The organism is Blattabacterium sp. (Periplaneta americana) str. BPLAN, assembly GCF_000093165.1.
Classification (GTDB): Bacteria; Bacteroidota; Bacteroidia; order Flavobacteriales; family Blattabacteriaceae; genus Blattabacterium.
The window spans coordinates 480,176-498,952 of sequence record NC_013418.2 but is presented as its reverse complement, the minus strand read 5'-3'; the positions used below and the strand labels follow the sequence as shown (position 1 = coordinate 498,952).

At 28.5% G+C, this 18,777-nt stretch carries 13 protein-coding genes and 2 tRNA genes; 11 read left to right on the top strand and 4 right to left on the bottom strand.

Annotated features, from left to right (window positions below; genetic code table 11):
- Positions 1 to 190 precede the first annotated feature (190 nt).
- From BPLAN_RS02445 to rplS, 9 genes are read left to right on the top strand one after another with little or no spacing between them, the layout of a single operon-like run.
- Entirely contained in the window at positions 191 to 1,345 is a 1,155-nt protein-coding gene (locus BPLAN_RS02445) for a cysteine desulfurase family protein (RefSeq protein ID WP_012821616.1), read from the top strand.
- A 56-nt stretch (positions 1,346 to 1,401) separates the two neighbouring features.
- Positions 1,402 to 2,040: a succinate dehydrogenase cytochrome b subunit gene (locus BPLAN_RS02440; RefSeq protein WP_012821615.1), complete on the top strand. Its 639-nt coding sequence runs from the start codon at positions 1,402 to 1,404 to the stop codon at positions 2,038 to 2,040.
- A gap of 9 nt (positions 2,041 to 2,049) precedes the next feature.
- Positions 2,050 to 4,083: a fumarate reductase/succinate dehydrogenase flavoprotein subunit gene (locus BPLAN_RS02435; RefSeq protein WP_012821614.1), complete on the top strand. Its 2,034-nt coding sequence runs from the start codon at positions 2,050 to 2,052 to the stop codon at positions 4,081 to 4,083.
- Between the two features lie 6 nt (positions 4,084 to 4,089).
- Positions 4,090 to 4,845 carry a succinate dehydrogenase/fumarate reductase iron-sulfur subunit gene (locus tag BPLAN_RS02430; protein WP_012821613.1) on the top strand — a complete coding sequence of 252 codons (756 nt, stop codon included), beginning with the start codon at positions 4,090 to 4,092 and terminating at the stop codon, positions 4,843 to 4,845.
- Between the two features lie 2 nt (positions 4,846 to 4,847).
- Positions 4,848 to 5,804 carry an acetyl-CoA carboxylase carboxyltransferase subunit alpha gene (locus tag BPLAN_RS02425; protein WP_012821612.1) on the top strand — a complete coding sequence of 319 codons (957 nt, stop codon included), beginning with the start codon at positions 4,848 to 4,850 and terminating at the stop codon, positions 5,802 to 5,804.
- A 31-nt stretch (positions 5,805 to 5,835) separates the two neighbouring features.
- A complete protein-coding gene (gene dnaB, locus BPLAN_RS02420) occupies positions 5,836 to 7,347 on the top strand; it encodes a replicative DNA helicase (RefSeq protein ID WP_049756782.1) in 1,512 nt (503 codons plus the stop codon).
- Between the two features lie 58 nt (positions 7,348 to 7,405).
- Positions 7,406 to 8,638 carry an ABC transporter permease gene (locus BPLAN_RS02415; protein ID WP_012821610.1) on the top strand — a complete coding sequence of 411 codons (1,233 nt, stop codon included), beginning with the start codon at positions 7,406 to 7,408 and terminating at the stop codon, positions 8,636 to 8,638.
- 53 nt (positions 8,639 to 8,691) lie between these two features.
- Entirely contained in the window at positions 8,692 to 10,083 is a 1,392-nt protein-coding gene (gene glmM, locus BPLAN_RS02410) for a phosphoglucosamine mutase (protein WP_012821609.1), read from the top strand.
- 11 nt (positions 10,084 to 10,094) lie between these two features.
- On the top strand, positions 10,095 to 10,445 hold the full coding sequence (rplS, locus tag BPLAN_RS02405; protein WP_012821608.1) for a 50S ribosomal protein L19: 351 nt from the start codon (positions 10,095 to 10,097) through the stop codon (positions 10,443 to 10,445).
- Positions 10,446 to 10,508: 63 nt separating this feature from the next.
- Here the strand turns inward: rplS and BPLAN_RS03235 are convergent, their stop codons facing one another.
- The gene (locus BPLAN_RS03235) at positions 10,509 to 10,796 is read right to left on the bottom strand and encodes a hypothetical protein (RefSeq protein WP_041178284.1); all 288 of its coding nucleotides are present in this window, start codon (positions 10,794 to 10,796) and stop codon (positions 10,509 to 10,511) included.
- Positions 10,797 to 11,018: 222 nt separating this feature from the next.
- Here BPLAN_RS03235 and guaB point away from each other — a divergent pair, with 222 nt between their 5' ends.
- A complete protein-coding gene (guaB, locus tag BPLAN_RS02395) occupies positions 11,019 to 12,494 on the top strand; it encodes an IMP dehydrogenase (RefSeq protein ID WP_012821607.1) in 1,476 nt (491 codons plus the stop codon).
- A gap of 7 nt (positions 12,495 to 12,501) precedes the next feature.
- Here guaB and BPLAN_RS02390 read toward each other — a convergent pair.
- The 3 genes from BPLAN_RS02390 to mutS form a co-directional block, all read right to left on the bottom strand.
- A tRNA-Leu gene (locus BPLAN_RS02390) sits at positions 12,502 to 12,587 on the bottom strand.
- Between the two features lie 10 nt (positions 12,588 to 12,597).
- A tRNA-Gly gene (locus tag BPLAN_RS02385) sits at positions 12,598 to 12,670 on the bottom strand.
- Between the two features lie 54 nt (positions 12,671 to 12,724).
- Positions 12,725 to 15,247 carry a DNA mismatch repair protein MutS gene (gene mutS, locus BPLAN_RS02380; RefSeq protein WP_012821606.1) on the bottom strand — a complete coding sequence of 841 codons (2,523 nt, stop codon included), beginning with the start codon at positions 15,245 to 15,247 and terminating at the stop codon, positions 12,725 to 12,727.
- 95 nt (positions 15,248 to 15,342) lie between these two features.
- Here mutS and ileS point away from each other — a divergent pair, with 95 nt between their 5' ends.
- Positions 15,343 to 18,777, top strand: a complete 3,435-nt coding sequence (gene ileS, locus BPLAN_RS02375) for an isoleucine--tRNA ligase (RefSeq protein WP_012821605.1) — start codon at positions 15,343 to 15,345, stop codon at positions 18,775 to 18,777.

Sequence of the window (18,777 nt, the reverse complement as noted above, 5' to 3'; positions counted from 1 at the left end):
CATTTTAATAACATTTTTAAAACAAAAGGTAATAAGTAGAAGCTTTATAAAAAAAGACCTTGAGAAAGGATAAATATACAAAATTAATAACGAGGGAATTTTTTCTATATTTTTTAATCAACGGAATTTGAATAAATTATAACATAATTTTCTATTTTTGTAACTAACTATGCAACTTAATTCTATTCTTATGAAAAGAGCATACTTAGATAATGCAGCTACCACTCCTGTAAGGAGCGAAGTTAGAAAAGTCATGGTAAATACATTAAAATATTCATTTGGAAACCCTTCTTCTACACAACATAGTTATGGAAGGCTAGCACGTTCCATAATAGAAGAGTCAAGAATACGTATAGCAAAGGATATAAATGCTTCTCCATCTGAGATTATTTTTACCTCTAGTGGAACTGAAGCTAACAATCTAGTTTTGAGATCTGCTGTTATTGATTTAAAAGTCAAATATATTTTGACTTCTCCACTGGAACATGATTCTGTATTACAAACCGTTATAGATTTAGTTCAGAAGAATAAAGTTTTTGTAGAATTTCTTCAAATTCAGGATAAAGGAGTTATAGACTTAAATTATCTAGAAAAAATATTAAAAAAAAATTATCCGAATAAAATACTTGTAAGTTTAATGTACGCTAACAATGAAATTGGGAATTTATTGGATATAGAAAAAGTTGGATTTCTTTGCAAAGAATACAAAGCTTATTTTCATTCAGACACTATTCAAATCATTGGAAATTTTCCTGTCAACATGAGACAATTACCTTTTGATTTTGCTACTGCTAGTGCACATAAATTTTATGGACCAAAAGGAATAGGTTTTGTTTTTATTAGAGAAAAAATCATAAAAAATATAAAATCTTTTATCACAGGGGGTTATCAAGAATATGGTATTCGTTCAGGAACGGAAAATATTTATGGAATAGTAGGACTAGCGGAAGCTTTACATTTATCCTGTTGTGATTTTCCCAATCATATAGAAAAAATTAGGAATTTAAAATTCTATTGTATTTCAGAATTGAAAAAAATTATTCCAGACATTATTTTTAATGGGTTATCAGAATCTATGGATAAGAGTATTCCTAATATATTAAATATTTTTTATCCAAAAAAAGATCATTTATTATATTTTCATTTAGATCTAATGGGAATAGCTATTTCTAAGGGAAGTTCTTGTCACTCAAAAAATTTGAAAAAAGTCTCTCATGTGATTCTTTCTATAACCAGCAAACATTTATTAAAAAAAATGATGCCTGTAAGAATTTCTTTTGGAATTTTCAATGAAAAAAAAGATGTTGATTTATTAATTGAAGGCTTCCAAAAAATAAAAAATTGATAATTTTTCAAAAAAAATAAATATCTTTACGAAGATAGAAATTCGCAATTTAATCAGTGATTCAGTGCCGTTTTATTCAATCTTCTCTTGGAAGAAAAGTAGTTATGGCAACTACAGGGATCTTCCTTATGTCTTTTTTGTTATTACATTTGAGTGTTAATCTTTTTATTTTTTCTGGAGAAGAAGCGTTTAATAACGCTGTGTCTTTCATGAGAAGAAATTTTCTTGTAAAAATGCTAGAATATGTTCTTGCTTTAGGTTTTATTATTCATATTTTTTTTGGAATTAGATTACATTTAAAGAATAAAAAATCAAAAGGTAAAATGGATTATACCATAAAAAAACCTTTATCTACATTTAGTAGTCGGACTATGGTTCATACGGGGGTTTTAATCTTGTGTTTTTTAGTTCTGCATTTAATGAATTTTATGATTCCTATGAAATATTCTCATACTTCAGATTATATTTTAGTCATTTCCTTATTTAAAAATCCTGTATATACATTCATCTATGTTTTTTCTTTTTTAGTTTTGGGATTTCATTTAAACCATGGATTTCAATCTTCTTTTCAATCATTGGGATTATCTAATAAAAAGAAATTATTTTGGATACGAAAGTTTAGTTTTTTTTATTTCTTGTTTATTTGTTCTGGTTTTTCTATTATCGCTATTTGGTTCTTTTTCAATGGAAATTAATATATCTTAATGACTAAAAACTCTTTAAAATTAAATTCTAAAATTCCAAGTGGTCCTTTGACTCATAAATGGATTCATCATAAATCTATTTTAGAATTAGTCTCCCCCAACAATAGATCTAATATGGAGATTATTGTAATTGGAACAGGACTTTCCGGGGGAGCTTCTTCGGCTACTCTAGCTGAATTAGGATATAAAGTAAAAGTTTTTTGTTATCAAGATTCCCCAAGAAGAGCACATTCTGTAGCCGCTCAAGGTGGGATTAATGCTTCTAAAAATTATAAGGGAGATAATGATTCTGTTTATCAGCTTTTTTATGATACTATTAAAGGAGGAGATTACAGATCTCGTGAGGCTAATGTTTATCGTTTGTCAGAAATATCTTCAAATATTATTGATCAATGTGTAGCTCAGGGAGTTCCGTTTGCTAGAGATTATGCAGGATATCTTGAAAATAGATCTTTTGGGGGGACTAAAGTTTCAAGAACTTTTTACGCGAAAGGACAAACAGGGCAACAGCTTTTGCTTGCTTGCTATTCAGCTATGTCTAGACAAATAGGAAAAGGAAGAATAAAAATGTACAACCGTCATGAAATGTTAGATTTAGTGGTAATAGAAGGTTTAGCTAGAGGGATTATTGCTAGAAATTTAATTACTGGAGAAATTGAGCGTCATGCAGCTCATGCTGTTGTTATAGCCTCAGGAGGTTATGGAAATGTGTTTTTTTTATCTACTAATGCTATGGGATCTAATGCTAGTGCTATATGGAAAGTTCATAAAAAAGGAGGTTTTTTTGCTAATCCTTGTTATACTCAAATACATCCTACTTGTATTCCTGTACATGGAAACTATCAATCTAAATTAACATTAATGTCAGAGTCATTGAGAAATGACGGACGCATATGGGTTCCAAAAAAAATAGAAGATGCTATTTCTATACGAAATGGGAAAAAAAATCCTGAAGATCTTAAAGAAGAAGAAAGAGATTATTATCTTGAAAGACGTTATCCATCATTTGGAAATCTTGTTCCAAGAGATGTAGCATCTAGAGCTGCTAAAGAACGTTGTGATAATGGTTTTGGGATAGAAAATAATGAAACAAAAGAAGGAGTTTTTTTGGATTTTTCTTCTTCCATAGAAAGATATGGAATAGAAAAAGCAAATGAACTTGGGATAAAAAATTCAAATGACATGGAAATTAAAAAATTTGGAGAAAAATTTCTAGAGTCTAAATATGGGAATTTATTTCACATGTATGAAAAAATTACTAATAAAAATCCTTATAAAACTCCTATGAAGATTTATCCAGCTGTTCATTACACCATGGGAGGAATATGGGTGGATTACAATTTAATGTCCTCTATAAAAGGGTGTTATGTTATAGGAGAAGCGAATTTTTCCGATCACGGTGCTAATCGTCTTGGAGCTTCTGCTTTAATGCAAGGTTTAGCTGATGGTTATTTTATTTTGCCTTATACTATAGCAGATTATTTGTCTAGATATATAGGTAGGACAAAAACAATATCCACAAAACATAAAGAATTTGATAAATCAGAGAAAAATGTAAAAGAAAGAATTCAAAAATTTTTTTCCTCCAATGGAAAAGAATCTGTTGATTTTTTTCATAAAAAACTTGGAAATATCATGTGGAAATATGTTGGAATGAGTAGAAATGAGAAAGGCTTATCTGAGGCGATCAAAAAGATACAAGAACTTCGCGAAGAATTTTGGATAAATGTTTTTGTTCCTGGAAATATTCGAGATGGATTCAATTCAGAATTGGAAAAAGCAGAACGTGTAGCCGATTTTTTAGAATTGGGAGAACTTATAGCTATGGATGCTTTAAATAGAAAAGAATCTTGTGGAAGTCATTTCAGAGAAGAATTTCAAACAAAAGAAGGAGAGGCCCTTCGTGATGATCTTCATTATAAATATGTTTCTATATGGGAATATCAAGAAAAAAAATCTGTTAGTGAAGAAATTATGCATAAAGAAGACTTAACTTTTAGTTTTGTTCAACCGCAATCGCGTTCTTATAAATAAATTATTATGAAAGGATTACTCAATTTTATATTAAAAGTATGGAGACAAAAAAATAGTAAAGAAAAAGGCGAATTTAAAACTTATAAAGTTGATGATGTTTCACCTGAGAGTTCTTTTTTAGAAATGTTAGATTTGTTAAATAATCAAATTTTATCTAAAAAAAAAGAACTCCCTATTTCATTTGATCATGACTGTCGTGAAGGAATTTGTGGAATGTGTTCTTTATATATTAATGGTAGAGCCCATGGACCTCAAGACTTGATTACAACATGTCAGCTTCACATGCGTCATTTTAATAATGGAGAAACCATATACATAGAACCTTGGAGAGCTAAGTCTTTTCCTATTATTAAGGATCTTGTTGTAGATAGATCTTCTTTTGATAGAATTATTACATCAGGTGGTTTTATTTCTGTAAATACTTTTGGAAAGACGGTGGATGGAAATATGATTCCTATTCCAAAAGAAAATGCAGATAAAGCTTTTGATGCCGCTGTATGCATTGGTTGTGGAGCTTGTGTAGCTACATGTAAAAATAGATCTGCCATGTTATTTGTTTCTGCAAAAGTAGCGCAATTAGCTCTGTTACCTCAAGGAAAGATTGAAAGAAAAAAACGTGTATTGAATATGGTAAAAAAAATGGATGAAGAGGGTTTTGGAAATTGTACTAATACTCAAGCTTGTGAAATCGATTGTCCAAAAGGGATTTCTACAGAAAATATCTCTTTTATGAATAGAGAATATATTCAGTCTTTTATATAATCATGGAATATTTAGATTTTGAAAAACCTATACAAGAAATTCAGGATCAATACATTAATTGTTTGATGATAGAAAAAAAGAGTGGAGTGAATATGAAAGAAGTCTGTAATCAATTACAACATAAGTTAGAAAAAACTATCAAACAACTACATAATCGATTAACTCCTTGGCAAAGAGTGCAACTTTCTCGTCACCCTAATAGACCTTATACTTTAGATTATATATTATCTATTACAAAAAAAGAGTCTTTTATTGAATTGCATGGAGATCGTCATATTGGAGACGATAAGGCTATGATAGGGGGATTTGGGAAAATAGAAAATCAGACTTTTATGTTTATAGGAACACAAAAAGGAAAAAATACGAAAGATAGACAATACAGAAGATTTGGAATGCCTAATCCTGAAGGATATAGAAAAGCGCTACGTCTTATGAAATTATCGGAAAAATTCCGAAAACCTGTTGTAACATTTATAGACACTCCAGGAGCTTTTCCTGGAATAGAAGCAGAAGAAAGAGGTCAAGGAGAGGCTATTGGAAAAAATATTTATGAAATGATGTGTCTAAAAGTTCCTATTATTGTTCTAATTATAGGAGAAGGAGCTAGTGGTGGGGCCTTGGGAATAGGAATAGGAGATAAAGTTTCTATGATGGAGAATTCATGGTATTCTGTTATCTCTCCTGAGAGTTGTTCTACAATACTTTGGGGGAATTGGAAGAATAAGGAAAAATCTGCAGAAGCATTGAAACTAACAGCAGAGGATATGCATAAATTAAATCTTATAGATGATGTGATAAAAGAACCCTTAGGAGGAGCGCATTTTTGTCCAGAACAAGCTTATGAAACTATAAAAAAAAAAATAATAAAATACTATAAAGAATTATCTTGTATTGATATAGAAGAACTTATCAGAGCTAGAAAAAATAAGTATATTTCCATAGGGGTTTTTAATGATTAGAAAAGAAAGCTAAAAGTATATCATGAAAAAAATGAGTTATCTGATCCAAGAGGAAGATAGGATACTTCGTCCTAGTCCTGATTTTATTAAAAATGGAAAAATACCTCCTCAAGCATTGGATTTAGAGGAGGCAATTATAGGTTCTGTTATGATTGATAAAAAGGGATTAGATGAGATTATAGATATACTTGTTCCAGAAGTCTTTTATAAAAAAGAACATCAAGAAATATTTCGTTCAATACAACAATTATATCAGGATTCTAAACCCGTAGATATTTATACTGTATCTAATCAACTTCGTAAAAATGGAAAACTTGAAAAATCAGGAGGGGAGTTATATTTAATAGAATTAACACAGAAAGTTATTTCATCTGCTCACATAGAATATCATAGTCGTATTGTACAACAAAAATTTATTCTAAGAAAATTGATTAGCATTTCTTCAAATATTATAGAACATTGTTATGAAGATAGTACAGATGTTTTCGAACTTTTAGATAAAGCAGAATCTAAACTTTTTGAGATAAATCAAAAATATTTGAGAACAAAAAAGTATGAGACTACTCAATATCTTATAAGAAAAGCTATTGATAGGATAAAAGAAGTAGAAAATAATAAAGAAGGTTTGAGTGGAATTCCATCTGGGTTTCAAAAATTAGATAAAGTTACTTCTGGATGGCAAAATTCAGATTTGATAATACTTGCTTCTAGACCTGGAATGGGAAAAACAACTTTTATGTTATCTATGGTTAGAGATATTGTTATTGAACAAAAGGTTCCTGTGGTTATTTTTTCATTGGAAATGTCTTCTATTCAATTAATAACGAGATTAATTTCCTCAGAAACTGGAATTTCTTCCGAGAAACTTAAAAGTGCCAGTCTTTCTGATCTAGATTGGAAACGTTTGTTTTATAAAACTAAAAAATTAAAAAATGCTCCACTTTTTATAGATGATACTCCATCTTTATCTATATTTAATTTACGCGCAAAATGTCGTCGTTTAATTTCTCAACATGGAGTAAAATTGGTGATGATAGATTATATGCAATTAATGGGAATTAGCGATTCTGGTTCAAAATTTAGAAATCGAGAACAAGAAATATCCATAATTTCTCGTAGTTTAAAATCTCTTGCTAAAGAATTAGACATTCCTATCATAGCCTTATCACAGTTGTCTAGAGCAGTGGAAATAAGAGGGGGGAGTAAAAGGCCATTGCTATCTGATTTGCGTGAATCCGGAGCTATTGAACAAGATGCAGATATCGTTTTATTTATTTATAGACCTGAATATTATGGATTTAATACTTGGGATACAGAGGAGAAGGATTCTTGCATAGGTCAAGCAGAAATAATTATAGCTAAACATAGAAATGGATGTTTGGATCGGTTTCGTTTAAAGTTTATAAGTGATCAAGCAAAATTTGTGAATTTTGAAAAAAAGGAAAATTATTCTTTAATATGGGAGGAAGATTATCAAAAGAATGTTTTGGAAAAAGAAAATTTTTTTATAGAATGTCCTCCTAATGAAGAAAAAAAAATTTGAATTATAATAAGGAATCTTTGAAAGATGAGGATGATTTTTCATTTAAAATGAAAAATCATTGAATTTTGAATGGTTTTTTTCCAGAAAAACAATTTGGAAAGATTGTAGAAAAAAGAAAATATTACGCACTATAGTTTTAGTGACACAATCCACTATAGTATTTAGTGTGATTATAAGTATTTTAACTTTTTCTGTAGGTTTTGGGTTTAAAAAAGTAATTAACCAGAAATTCTTAAATATTCAAGGTCCAATTATTGTTGTAAATAATCCGAAAAAAGAGACCTGTTTTCTTTCTTTGGAAAAAAAAAACTTATTTCTTTTTAATTCCGTTAGTTTTGTTTATCCTTTTTCTGAAAAAGAAGTCATAGTATGTAAAAGTGAAGGAAAAAAAGATGTGGATAGATTTGTTTTCAAAGGAATATCCAAAGATTATAATCCTGTTTTTTTTAAAAATTTTTTGGTATCAGGGTCAAAGAAAAATTTGTTTTCCCGTTCTGAAATTCTTTTATCCAAAAAAATTTCTAATTTATTGAAATTAAACAAAGGATCCTCTATTTTAATAGGTTTTATTTCCATTAAAAATGGAAAACCTTTTGTTTTTTATAAACAATTTTATGTATGTGGTTTATACGATACAGGAATTCCTGAATTTGATAATGTTTATCTGATTGGTGATATGAAACATATACAGAGTATTAACGGATGGAAAGAAAATTTTGTAGAAGGATTTGAAATTTTTATATCTTCTCTTGATTCTAAGAGAATGGAATCTATAAAGAAAGAAATAGATCGTAAATATTCTGATAAATTTCTAGTTAAAACTATATACAATCAATATAATCAAGATATTATAGAATGGTTAAATGTTTTTAATGTTAATATTTTTGTTATTATTTTTGTTGTTATCACAGCTATTATATTCAATATAATTGTATTTTCTCTAATACTCCTTTTAGAAAGAATGAAAACTATAGGAATTTTAAAAACTTTAGGAACTAGAAACCAAATCATACATAAAATATTTTTATATTATATTATGCATATTTTAATACCTCCGTTAATAATAGGAAATAGTATTGGTTTTTTGTTTTTAATATTGCAAAAAAAATTCCGATTGATATCATTAAATCAAACACAATATTATGTTGATGTTGTTCCTGTTTATTTAAATATAAATCACTTTTTATGTGTTAATATATCTATTATCTTAGTATGTTTTTTTTCCGTTTTTTTTCCTTTTTTATTTATTATTAGTAAAATTCCTCCTATTAAAGTGATTAAATTTGAGTAATTCTCAAGAATTAATTTTGTATTTTTGTTATATAGAAAAATACAAATCAATTTTTGACACTTGTAAAATCTTCATCTGGAATAAGAGGTACACTGGGAGGGAAAAAAGGAGAAGGTTTTTCTCCTCTAGAGATTATCAAATTTTCAGCAGGATATGTTTCCTGGATGAAAAGGAAATATAAGTATAAAAATAAATATTTAGTAATATTAGGTAGAGATGGACGTATGACTTCTTCCATTTTTCAACGATTTTTGGTTATAACTTTTCAGAGTCTTGGAGTCAATGTCATTGACATTGGTTTATCTACAACCCCTACTGTTGGTCTAGCCGTTATGAATGAAAAAGCGGATGGAGGTGTAATGTTAACAGCTAGCCATAACCCAAAAAATTGGAATGGGTTAAAGATGTTTAATTCCCAAGGAGAATTTTTGTCTGAAGAAGACTTTCAAAAAGTATTTCATATAGTAGAAAAGGAGTATTTCCATTTTGCTTCTTTTAATAAATTAGGTACTCATCGGTATAAAAAAAATTATATTCATAAACATATAGATACTATTCTTTCTTTACCATTGGTAGATCAAGAGATTATTAAAGAAGCTAGATTTAAAATTGTTGTAGATGGAATTAATTCTACTGGAGGAATAGCAGTGCCTATTCTTTTAAAATGTTTGGGAGTAAAAGTAATAAAAATGTATTGTGATCCTCATGGAGATTTTATTCACAATCCTGAACCTATTGAGAAGAATCTCAAAGAAATTTGCAAAAAAGTACCAGAAATGAGAGCAGATTTAGGAATATCTGTAGATCCAGATGTGGATAGAGTGGTATTTATTTGTGAAAATGGAGACTTTTTTGGAGAAGAATATACTTTGGTATCAATTGCAGATTATCTATTGGAAAATAAAATAGGACCTATTGTTTCTACTTCATCTTCTTCTCATGCCTTAAAATACTTATCTACGAATAAAGGAGCTCCCTATTATTCTACTTCTGTAGGAGAAGTGCATGTTGTGAAAAAAATGAAAGAAGTTCAGGCTCTTATTGGAGGAGAAGGCAATGGGGGGGTAATTTATCCAGATTTACGTTATGGAAGAGATGCTTTGGTAGGTATTGCTTTATTTTTAACTCATGTAGCTAAACTTTCTAAAATATCGTTAACTAAATTAAAAAAAAGATATCCTAATTACTTTATGTCTAAAAAAAAAATTCGATTATCTTCTAATCAAAAAATTGGAGAAATCCTAGAAAAAATAAAAGATAAATATAAAGGAAAGAATATGGATCTTGAAGATGGAATTAAGATTTACTTGCTAAATAATGAATGGATCCATGTAAGAAAATCTAATACCGAAAATATTCTTCGGTTACATATAGAAAGTTCCTCAAAAAAAAGAACAAATTTTTTGACAAAAAAGATTCTATATGAAGTAAAAAATACTAATTAATTTTATAACGTATGTCAAAGAAAAATTGGGTGAATTATATAGAAGAAAAATGTATTCAAAAGAATGATCTTCCTCCATTTAGTTCTGGAGATACTATCACTGTTTTTTTTGAAATTAAAGAAGGAGAAAAAAAAAGAATTCAATCTTTTAAAGGAGTAGTTATTAAGAAACAAGGAAAAGGATTAACAAAAACTTTCACTGTTCGTAAAATGAGTGGAGAAATAGGAATAGAACGTATTTTTATTTTCAATCAACCTAGTATACAAAATATTGTGATAAATAAAAAAGGAAAAGTACGTAAATCAAAAATTTATTATTTCAGATTCCTTCGGGGAAAAAAGGCAAGAGTGAAAAGTATATAAGGCAATTGGAGAACCAAAAGAGAAAAAAATTTGAACTTCTCCTCTCTTTTGGTTACTTCTTTTTTATTTATTATTCTTTTCGTTCTCTTCGGAAGTCACCTTATCTTTTTCTTTATTGTTATTAGATGTTGAATCTTCATTTTTTGAATTGGAAGTTTCTTCCTCACTAGATGTAGAAGGAGGAGTAGTAGGAGCAGAATTTGTTGTATTTTCATTTGTATTAGCTGTTTTTTCCTCTTCTGTTGTAGTAGGATTTCCATTTTCGTTTTTAGACTTGTTATTACAACTACTTGTAAATAAAAATATTGCTAAAAAAATTGTGGTTACAGTAATTCTTAATTTTTTCATCATAATCAATAGTATTTCAGTTATAACATATTCTGGGCAAATTTATATAAAAATTTGGAATGAAAAAATATATCATTATTTGATTTAAAAAAAAAAAAAATGAAAAATGACATATTGAATACTAATTTCTTCTCTTTTATTTAGTTTGAAAATAAGAATATTAGATCGTCCTAAATCACTTAACTATTCAAAATTATATATATTTTAAGAAAAACTATCAAGATTATGTCTTTAAATAAAAAAATTTTAAAGGAAGCATTAACCTTTGATGATGTATTACTTGTTCCCTCTTTCTCTTCTATTCTTCCATCAGAAGTATCTCTTAAAACTTCCTTAACATTTGATATGACTCTTAATATCCCCATATTAAGCGCTGCTATGGATACAGTAACGGAATCTTCTCTAGCTATATCCATAGCTAGAGAAGGTGGAATGGGGATTATTCACAAAAATATGAATATAAAAAACCAATCGGAAGAAGTTTACAAAGTCAAAAGAAGTGAAAGTGGAATGATTGATGATCCCATTACTCTATCCAGAAAATCAACACTTAGAGAGGCACAATATCTTATGAAGAAGTATCATATATCTGGACTTCCCGTAATTGAAAAAGATCAGACTTTAGTAGGGATTATAACTAACAGAGATATTAAATATCGCATGGATTTAGATTCTTTGGTTGAAGATGTAATGACCAAAGAAAAATTGATTACTTCTAAAAAGAACATAACTTTAGAAGAGGCAAAAAATATTCTTTTGAAAGAAAGAATAGAAAAACTACCTATTGTAGATGATTTGAAAAAATTGGTAGGTTTAATTACTATTAGAGATATAGATAATTTGATAGAATACCCAAATGCTTGCAAAGATTCTAAAGGACGTTTACGTGTGGGAGCGGCTGTAGGTATAGAAAAAAATACTTTGGATCGAGTAGACTCTTTAGTAAAAGTAGGAGTAGATCTTATTTCTATAGATTCAGCTCATGGTCATTCTCTCAGTGTATTAAAAATGATTAAATCCATCAGAAATTCTTTTCCTGAGGTAGTTTTAATAGCTGGAAATATAGTTACTATGGAAGCGGCTAAAGATTTAATAGATGCTGGTTCTACTATTTTGAAAGTGGGAATTGGTTCCGGATCTATTTGTACAACAAGAGTCATTGCTGGAGTAGGAATGCCTCAAATAACTGCCATACAAGATGTTTGTGAATATGCAAAAAAAAGAAATGTAAATGTAATTTCGGATGGAGGAATCAGATATTCTGGAGACGTAGTAAAAGCTATTGCTGCTGGAGCTAGTTCTGTGATGATTGGAAGTCTATTTGCAGGAACTGATGAGGCTCCAGGTGAAGAAATAATTTTTCAAGGGAGAAAGTTCAAAACTTATGTAGGGATGGGGTCCTTAGTAGCTATGAAAAGAGGAAGTAAAGATCGCTATTTTCAATTTAAAGAAAAATATGTTCCAGAAGGAATAGAAGCAAAAGTTCCTTATAAAGGAAAAATGAAAGATGTTCTCTATCAAATTTGTGGAGGATTACGTTCTGGAATGGGATATTGTGGAGTCTCTACTATTCCAGAATTAATGAAAATGGGAAAATTTGTAACAATCACTAATTCTGGATTAAAAGAAAATCACCCACATAGTGTAAGTATTACAAAAGAATCTCCAAATTATTTCAATTATAAAAAAATAGGCGAGTAGTAAAGAATACCCGGGACGGGATTTGAACCCGTACGATCTTAACAGATCACAGGATTTTAAGTCCTGTGTGTCTACCGATTCCACCACCCGGGTGGTAGTAAAAAGCGAGAAACGGGATTCGAACCCGCGACCCCGACCTTGGCAAGGTCGTACTCTACCACCTGAGCTATCCTCGCTTGTTAAAAAAATGACTATATAAAGGTAAAAACACTTTAATATATGTCGCAAATTTATTTTCTTTTAATAAAATAATTCATAATTCTTTTTAAGATAAAAAAGGCTTTTTTTTTGAATAAAATTTTAGGATGTTCTTCTTGAAAAACTTGATTTTTTTTATCTAATGTTTTTAATATTTCTTTTGCTCTGTGGATTACTCTTGTAGGCATTCCTGAAATTTTTGCTACGTGAATTCCAAAACTATGTTCGCTGCCTCCATCAATCAATGTTCGCATAAAAATAATATTTTCATTAATTTTTTTTACAGAAATGTGGTAATTTTGAATTCTTTTGAAAAAAGAACTCATCTTGTTTAATTCATGATAATGAGTAGCGAACAAAGTTAAAGGTCTAAAAGAGTTTTCATGTAAAAATTCTACAATAGACCAAGCAAGAGATATTCCATCATATGTACTAGTTCCTCGTCCAATTTCATCTAAAATAAGAAAACTTCTTTTAGAAAGATTGTTTAATATGTTTGCAGTTTCATTCATTTCTACCATAAAAGTGGATTCTCCTAAAGAAATATTATCGGAAGCTCCAACTCTGCTAAATATTTTATCTACTAAACCCATTTTTGCATATTGAGCAGGAACGAAACTTCCAATATGCGCCATTAATATAATGATAGCTGTTTGACGTAAAATAGCTGATTTTCCGGACATATTCGGTCCTGTTATAATCATGATTTGTTGATCTGTTTTGTTTAAAAACAGATCATTAGGAATATAAGAGATTTTAGAAATGAATTGTCTTTCGATTACCGGATGTCTTCCTTTTTTTATACATAGTTCAAAAGAATGATTTATTTCTGGTTTTACATAATTATTTTCTAATGCAGAAATAGAAAATGAACATAAAACATCTAATTTTGCAATTATTTTTGCATTTTTCTGTAAAGGTTTTATATATTTTAATAGTTTGTTGATCAGATTATGGAAAATTTCTTTTTCAAGAGAGAATATTTTTTGTTCGGAATTTAAAATTTGCAACTCATAATTTTTTAATTCTTCAGTAGTATATCTTTCTGAGTTAGTTAATGTTTGCTTTCGTATCCAATGAGATGGGATTTTGTGTTTTTTTGTGCTTTTCACTTCAAAAAAATATCCAAAAATGTTATTATAACCAATTTTTAAATTGAGAATGCCTGTATTTGATTGTTCAATAGAACGGAGTTTTTCCAGATATTCTTTTTTGGAAAAATATAGAAAACGAATTTTGTCTAATTCTTGAGAAAATCCTTTTACAATTACATTTCCTTTTTCAATATGATTTGGAGGATCCGGATGGATAGTTTCTGTAATTTTTTTAGATATTATATGACAATTTTGAAAACTATTTCCTAGTTCTAAAAGAATTTTAGATTGTTGGGATAAAAAAATTTTTTGTATCTCATAAATAGCTGTCAAAGATTTATGTAATGTAATGATTTCACGTGGAGAAATCTTTCCAATAGCCATTTTGGAAATCATTCGTTCTATATCATAGATTTCTTTAAGTTTTTTTTGGATAAAATCACGAATTGAAATATTCGAAAATAATTCTTCTACTATTTGGTGACGTCTTTGTATGGAGAGGATATTGATTAAAGGAAAATAAATCCAATGTTTTAGTAATCTACTTCCCATAGGAGTTAATGTTTGATCTATGATATCAATTAAGGACACTCCTTGTTTATTCAGACCATGAAATATTTCCAAGTTTTGGAAAGTAAAATCATCAATCCACATGTGTTCTTCTTTTTTGATCCTTTTTATGTTAGAAATATGTTTTATTTTATAATGTTGTGTATCATATAAATAGCTTAATATAACTCCGGATGCTATAATTCCTAATTTTAGATCTTCAATTCCAAACCCTTTTAAAGAATTTGTTTGAAAATGGGATATTAATTTTTCGTATGCAAATGGGTAATTAAACATCCAATCTTCCATAAGAGAGGTATAATACTTATTTTGAAATAATTCCTCAAAATACTTTTTTTCTTTTCTCTGAAAAATAATTTCACTTGGATTAAAATGCTTTAAATAGTGTAGAAGATTTTCTTTAGTATCTTCTACTATGAAAAATTCTCCTGTAGAAATATCTAAAAAACTTAATCCTAAGTATTTTTTATCTGCATGAATAGAGGCTAAGAAATTATTGGATTTAGTTTGTAAAATATTTTCGTCTATAGCTATTCCCGGGGTTACTAGTTCTATAACTCCTCTCTTAACAATATTTTTTCCTTTTTTTGGTTCTTCTAATTGATCACAAATAGCAACACGATGTCCTGATCGTATTAGTCTTGGTAAATAAGTATTTAAAGAGTGATAAGGAAAACCAGCTAAATGAGTATGTTTGTGATTATTTGATCTTCTAGTTAAAACTATATCTAATATTTTAGAACACTTGATGGCATCTTCTCCAAAAGTTTCATAAAAATCTCCTACCTGAAATAATAATATTGTATCTGGATGTTTAGCTTTTATATCATTATATTGTTTGACTAATGGAGTTTCTTCCTTTTGAAAATTAGAATTCTGATTTTTATTCATAATATTATAGTAGTAATTAAATAAATTAGGGTATTTTTTTATAAAAAAGTTTAATTGAAAGGATAAAGACCTTTTTTTTTGAATTTTTATTCATTATGTCAAAAATATTTAGAGAGTATAAAAACCTAGACCTTAAAAAGATTGCTGCAGAAATATATCAATTTTGGAAAAAGAACAATATTTTTCAAAAAAGTTTTCAATCTAGAAATATTTCTGAGAAGAAAGTATCTACCTATATTCTTTATGAGGGACCTCCTTCTTTAAATGGAAGTCCAGGACTGCACCATATGGTAGCAAGAACTATAAAAGATATTTTTTGTAGATATCATACTATTAAAGGAAAAAAAGTGATTAGAAAAGCAGGATGGGATACTCATGGATTACCTATTGAGCTGAATGTTGAGAAAAAAATGGGAATTACTAAAAATGATGTAGGGAAGAATATCAGTATAGAAGAATATAATAGAATTTGTAAAAGTTTCGTTAACGAATCGATGAAAGAATGGATAAAATTTACGAATAAAATAGGATACTGGTTAGACATGAGGAATCCATTCATTACATATAATCCAAAATATATAGAAAGTGTCTGGTGGTTAATCAAAACATTCTATCGAAAAAAGATTCTTTATAAAGATTATACAATTCAACCATATTCCCCGGCTGCAGGAACTGGATTAAGTCATCATGAGTTAAACATGCCAGGAACCTATAAGGAGGTGAAGCAAATAGCTCCTACTTTAAAATTTAAAGCAAAAAAAGAAACTCTTCCAAAAGAAATTCGTAATTTTTTAGGAGACATTTATTTTCTATCTTGGACTACTACTCCTTGGACTCTTCCATCTAATACTGCATTAGCTATCGGATCGAATATAGATTATCTTTTAGTGAAAATTTATAATCCTTATACTTTTTTAAAAGAAAACATCATTCTTGCTGAAAGGTTAATTCATAAAGTCTTATCTCCAAAAAAATTTTATCACGTTTCAAATAATAGTGAATTTAATCATATAAAAATCAAAAAAAATAGATTTCCTTATTTTATTGAATATCAATTTAAAGGAAATGAATTAATTCAAAGTAGATATGAACAATTACTTCCTTGGTTTAAACCTCATCAAGAAGAAGAAAAAGCCTTTCGAGTTATAGAAGGAGATTATGTAAATGCAATAGAAGGGACAGGTATCGTTCATGTAGCTCCTACATTTGGAATAGAGGATTTAAAAATAGCTAGAGAACATAATATTCCATCTCTGTTAGTCTTAAATCAAGAAAAAAAACTAGTTCCTTTAGTAGATATGCAAGGAAGGTTTTTAAAAAATTTTCCTCATGGATTTGGTGGAAAATATGTCAAGAAGGATTTTGACTCAAAAAAAAATAAAAAACAAGTTTCTGTAGATCAAGAAATAGTTTCTTTTCTTGAGAAAGAAAAGAAAGTTTTTCAAGTAGAAATGTATGCACATTTTTATCCACATTGTTGGAGAACAGAAAAACCTATACTTTATTATCCTTTAGATTCATGGTTTATAAATACTACTCAAATAAAAAATAAGATGATTCTTTTAAATAAAAGAGTCAATTGGTATCCGAAATTTATAGGAAAAAAACGTTTCGAATCTTGGTTAGAAAATGTAAAAAACTGGAATTTATCACGTTCTAGATATTGGGGAACTCCATTACCCATTTGGAGAACAAAAGACGGAAAAGAAGAAATAGTCATAGGATCTATTCAAGAATTATTTATAGAAATTCAAAAATCTATTGAACATGGATTTATGCAGAACATCCCATGGAAGAATTTTACTCCAGGTGATATGAAAGATGAAAACTACGAAAAAATAGATTTACACAAACATTTTTTGGATAAGGTGATATTAGTTTCTAGTCAAGGAGAACCAATGAATAGAGAACCTGACTTAATAGATGTATGGTTTGATTCTGGAGCTATGCCATATGCTCAATTTCATTATCCATTTGAGAATAAAAATTTTATAGATAAGAATTTTTTTTTCCCCGCAGATTTTATTGCAGAAGGGATAGATCAAACAAGAGGGTGGTTTTTTACATTACATGTTATTAGTTCTATTTTATTTAATTCTAAAGCATATAAAAATGTTATATCTACTGGTTTAGTTTTGGATGAAAAAGGACATAAAATGTCTAAAAGCAAAGGGAATGCTATAAATCCATTCAATTTGATAGAAGATTATGGACCGGATGCCATCCGTTGGTATATTGTATTTAATTCTGAACCTTGGGATAATTTAAAATTTAACATAAAAGAAATTCATACAGGGGTCAATAAATTTTTTGGGACCCTTTACAATATTTATTCTTTCTTTGTTCTGTATGCTAATATAGATGGATTTTCCTATAAAGAAGAAGATTGTTATTCAGAACATAACACAGAATTAGATTTTTGGATTCTTTCTGAATTGAATACAATGATTAAGATAGTGGATGAACATTATTCAAATTATAATCCTACTAAAGCCGCTCGTTTTATTTTCTCTTTTGTATTAGATAAGTTAAGTAATTGGTATGTCAGGTTATGTAGAAGAAGATTTTGGAAAGAAAAATATACGAAAAGTAAAATATCTGCTTATCAGATTCTTTATAAATGTTTGATTACAGTTGCTAAATTAATTTCTCCTATTACTCCATTTTTTTCAGAGAGATTATATATGGATTTAAACTCCGTTACAAAAAAAGAAAATTTTGAAAGTATTCATTTAGCGGATTTTCCGGTTTATAATTCAAATTTTATAAATAAAGAATTTGAAGAAAGAATGGAACTTGTTCAGAAAATTACTGCTATGGCTTTTTCTGTTAGAAAAAAGAATGGGATAAAAATTCGTCAACCTTTACAAAAATTACTTGTTTTGGTTCATGATCCTAAAATCCGTTTCGGATTACAAAAAATATCTGAGATTCTTAAACAAGAAATTAATGTCAAGGAAATTGAATATCCGGATTCTTCTAAATCTTTAGAATTAAAAAAGCGGATTCAACCAAATTATAGATCTTTAGGTCCTAGATTTGGAAATAAAACTCAAAAAATTTCGGAAATCATCAAAAGATTCACTCAGGAGGAGATTCAAGAAATAGAAATTAAAAAGAAATATGTTTTTTTTCTTCAAGGAGAAAAGGTTGTACTTTTTTTAAAAGATGTTAAAATAACCACTGAAATTATTAAAAATTGGTCTATTCTATTTGATAATGAATTGACAATTGCTTTAGATCTTCGCGTGACTAATTTTCTTTGGGAAGAAGGGTTTATAAGAGGATTGGTTAGGGATATACAGAAATTGAGAAAAAAGTGTAACTATAAGGTTGTAGAAAAGATATTAATCTATATAAATGTCATTCAAAAAATAAAATCTCTCATACAGAAACACAAAGATTATATTTGTCAAGAAACTCTAGCTGTAGATCTTTTGTTAGAAGAAGATATAGAAAAGAAAGGGATAATGGTTAATTTTGAAGAATATTCCATATATATACTGATTCGGAAAGTCGAAAATATATAA